At 54.9% G+C, this 3,102-nt stretch carries 6 protein-coding genes; 4 read left to right on the top strand and 2 right to left on the bottom strand.

The annotated features are described in order from the left end of the window. Nucleotides 1-185: 185 nt before the first annotated feature. On the bottom strand, nucleotides 186-1,205 hold the full coding sequence (locus VEI96_06395; GenBank protein ID HXX57612.1) for an alpha/beta fold hydrolase: 1,020 nt from the start codon (nucleotides 1,203-1,205) through the stop codon (nucleotides 186-188). 102 nt (nucleotides 1,206-1,307) lie between these two features. Here VEI96_06395 and VEI96_06390 point away from each other — a divergent pair, with 102 nt between their 5' ends. The 4 genes from VEI96_06390 to VEI96_06375 are packed head-to-tail and all read left to right on the top strand — an operon-like array spanning nucleotide 1,308 to nucleotide 2,656. Beyond that, nucleotides 1,308-1,604, top strand: a complete 297-nt coding sequence (locus tag VEI96_06390) for a DsrH/TusB family sulfur metabolism protein (GenBank protein HXX57611.1) — start codon at nucleotides 1,308-1,310, stop codon at nucleotides 1,602-1,604. Nucleotides 1,605-1,614: 10 nt separating this feature from the next. Further along, nucleotides 1,615-1,977 carry a DsrE family protein gene (locus tag VEI96_06385; protein HXX57610.1) on the top strand — a complete coding sequence of 121 codons (363 nt, stop codon included), beginning with the start codon at nucleotides 1,615-1,617 and terminating at the stop codon, nucleotides 1,975-1,977. Nucleotide 1,978: 1 nt separating this feature from the next. Continuing rightward, complete coding sequence (locus VEI96_06380) at nucleotides 1,979-2,392, top strand: DsrE family protein (GenBank protein HXX57609.1); 414 nt, start codon at nucleotides 1,979-1,981, stop codon at nucleotides 2,390-2,392. A gap of 12 nt (nucleotides 2,393-2,404) precedes the next feature. Beyond that, entirely contained in the window at nucleotides 2,405-2,656 is a 252-nt protein-coding gene (locus VEI96_06375; protein ID HXX57608.1) for a sulfurtransferase TusA family protein, read from the top strand. A gap of 80 nt (nucleotides 2,657-2,736) precedes the next feature. On the opposite strand, the gene VEI96_06370 is transcribed toward VEI96_06375, so the two are convergent. After that, the gene (locus tag VEI96_06370; protein HXX57607.1) at nucleotides 2,737-2,922 is read right to left on the bottom strand and encodes a 4Fe-4S binding protein; all 186 of its coding nucleotides are present in this window, start codon (nucleotides 2,920-2,922) and stop codon (nucleotides 2,737-2,739) included. Between the last annotated feature and the right edge of the window lie 180 nt (nucleotides 2,923-3,102).

Below are 3,102 nucleotides of genomic sequence, written 5' to 3'. Positions count from 1 at the left end.
AAGAAAGGAAGCAATTTTAGCCTCTCTTTCACTTCTTGATTACTCCGGCTTTCGACAAAGGAACTTCCTCTTCTTAATCAAACAAATCGTGAGGCAATCGTGAAGCCAGCGAGACTTCTCTCGCCTCCCTCTCTGTGACCTCTGTGTACTCTGTGGCAAATCTCATTAATCCGTAAAGTCTCACCTCACGTCAGTCTATTGAGAAAGTCTTTTGCGTCAGCCCTGACCTTCTCATCGAAGAGGATCCCGGCATGGTTAACGTCATAGAGGCGATGCTTCCCCGCCCACGGGAGGCAGGAGCTCTCGGTCGAAACGAGACCGTCACCCCTGCCCCTCGTCATCTCGGCGGGGAAGAAACGGCCGGGGATGATCTTGCGGAGGATATCGGGGGCAGAGAGAACTTTCCGCACCGAGGCGATCCTCTCCTGTTCGCCTTCTGCGATGAGGACCAGACGGTAGACGCGAAGAAGGGTCGGATGCGTCCCGCCGGCAGAAAAGAACTCCACCCCGCCGGGCACCTTGTCATCAAGCGATTGAAAAAACGGTGACCCGGGGAGCAGTTCCCTGACCGCCCTGCCGGTGAGAAACTCCGCGATCTTCTTGATCGTGTAGGCGAGCGTCCCCCTTTCCGCATCAGACAGGAAAGGGCTCAGGAGGGCCGCGAGCGGCGCGAGTTGGCCCGCCCATTGCGCCATTTTGCTGCCTCGATGGGGAGTGGCGAGCGTGACGAGACCACGCACTCTCCCGTCCCCTCTGGAAAGATATCGCCGCGCGATCAGGCCTCCCCTGCTGTGGCCGATGAGCACTATCCCGGACCTGAAGTGCTCCTTATGGAGGGATAGAACCTCCGAGAGTTCGGAGACCGCGACGTCGATTACGGCCGAAGGCCGCTTCTGGCTCCAGGCGAGCGCGGTAAAGCCTTGTTCGCTGAGGGAATGGAACAGGGTCGAAGGATCCCCGGGGGGGATACCGAGAGAGAGTTTCTTCGTGACAGCCCCTCCGCCGTCTCGCCGCACCGCCTGTGGCTGCGGCTCTTCACTGACAAGCACGCTGAGAGGGAACCTCCCGCCGAGGATGCGCGACTCCTCAGGGGAGACCCACATCCTCTTGTCCATGCCGAGGCCATGGACGAAAATGACCGCCGGCTTGTCCGCTTTTCCCCTCTTCAGGACCGTATCGAAGTTCACGGGTTTATGGTATAACAATTCCTAATAAATTCATAAAGGTTTTTTTGTTTACAATTTGCGGCTCCAAGTGATATAAAAATGTGCAGCGCACTCCCCAAATCAATTTCAGGAGGTGTTTCTATGAAGCTAGGTGTACTTGTCAGCGACTACAGAAACATGGACGACATCGTTTCGAGGCTCAAGACTGATAAGCTCGGCATAATCCTCGTGAGCAACGGCGTCTACCATGCCGCGTTAAAAGAAGGGGGGAAGGCATCTCCGCTCCTGGACAAGACCCCGAACCTCTACGTGCTGACCGAAGATCTGGAGACAAAGGGATTCTCCGCAGATCAGATCGACAAGAGGGTGAAGGCCGTGACCTACAGCGACCTCGTCGATCTGATACTCACCGAATACGAGAAAACAATCTGGGTATAGGAGGCTTGTCATGGCGAAACTAACGATCGGCTGTTTCTCTTCACTTGTCGGATCGCTTTCCCTCGATTTTGCGGTGAAGCTTTCCGACGCCGCGATCCAGAAGGGCCACACCGTAGACCTGTGGGTCTCGGGAAACGCGACCATGCTCTCGAAAAAGGGGCAGAAGGCGTTCAAAGATTACTCCGCACTCGAGAAAAAGCTGCAGGAGCTCTTCGCGAGCGGAAGCTTTCAGGCAACCGCCTGCGAGGCCTGCGCAGAGGCGAGAGGGTATAAGAAGGATGACACCATGGAAGGGTTTAAGCGCCATAGTATGGACTGGTATCTCGCGAGCTGCTTCGGCGCGGACAGGGTCCTTCATATAGGAGGTGATTGATATGGCGACGAAGAAACTTGCGTTTATGGTGAAGACCCTGCCCTATAAGGTAGAGGCGTCGAGACTGGCGCTCACCCATGCCATCGCGAGCCAGACCGTCGAAATATATCTGGAAGACGGCGACATGGTCGAACCGGTGGTGGCGTTCATGGGCGACGGCGTGCTGAACTGTCTGAAGAACCAGAAGGCGATGAACATGTACGGCGTCACGAGCATCGAAGGGCACCTCAAGAATTCCCTGCTCCTCGACCTGAAGGTGCTGATCTGCAAGGAAGACGTTGAGCGCCTCGGTCTCACCGAGGATTCACTCATTATGGATGCCGAGGAAATAGGCGGGGAGACGAAGGCAAGCATCGTTCCCTTTACCGAAATCATGAAGGAGATGGAAACCTCAGACCATCTCCTGTTCTTTTAAGGAGGTGACACAATGGGAGAGTTGAGCAGCATGACACCGACAGAGACCCTCGACGTGCTCGGAAGGGTATGTCCCTATCCCCTGGTTTTGACGAAGAAGGCGGTCGAGAAGATGCCGAGCGGAGGGTTATTGAAGATCCTCTGCGATGCGCCGGCATCGGCGGAAGACTCGCTTCCGAGGTACGCGGAAAAGCAGGGATACAAATTTGAGTCCGTAAAGCTCGACGACAAGGGCTACTGGGAACTCTACATCCAGAAGAGCTAAGCGCCTGCCTTCACGAGGCCGGCGGAAATAAAAAAGGGATGCCTTCCGGGCATCCCTTTTTTATTGTCTGAGCTTCGACCCTAGATCTCGGTAATGGTTATCGAATTCGAGGGGCACACGCCGAGACAGCTCTCGCAGAAGACGCACTCTCCTGTCTGATAGGGGTCTGACTTGGCGTTCGTCATCTGGAACACACCCTGCGGGCAGACATTCACGCACTCTTCACAACCCGTGCAGGACTCCGCATTCACTACGACATTGTACATCGCACATCTCCTCCTGAAAAATCTTTTACCTTATTTTAAATAAAAACCTCCGGGGAAATCAATTTCGTGCCCACAGGTCACGGCCGTCTCATTGCGCGTAAAACCCCTGATTGACATGTCTCCGGAAAAGGGATAATGTATATATACATCATGAAGGAGGTCGGTCATGAAGAGGACCCA

The organism is Thermodesulfovibrionales bacterium, from assembly GCA_035622735.1.
Taxonomy (GTDB): domain Bacteria; phylum Nitrospirota; class Thermodesulfovibrionia; order Thermodesulfovibrionales; family UBA9159; genus DASPUT01.
Note: the sequence above shows the minus strand (reverse complement) of the source record. Positions and strands in the feature narration are given on the sequence as shown.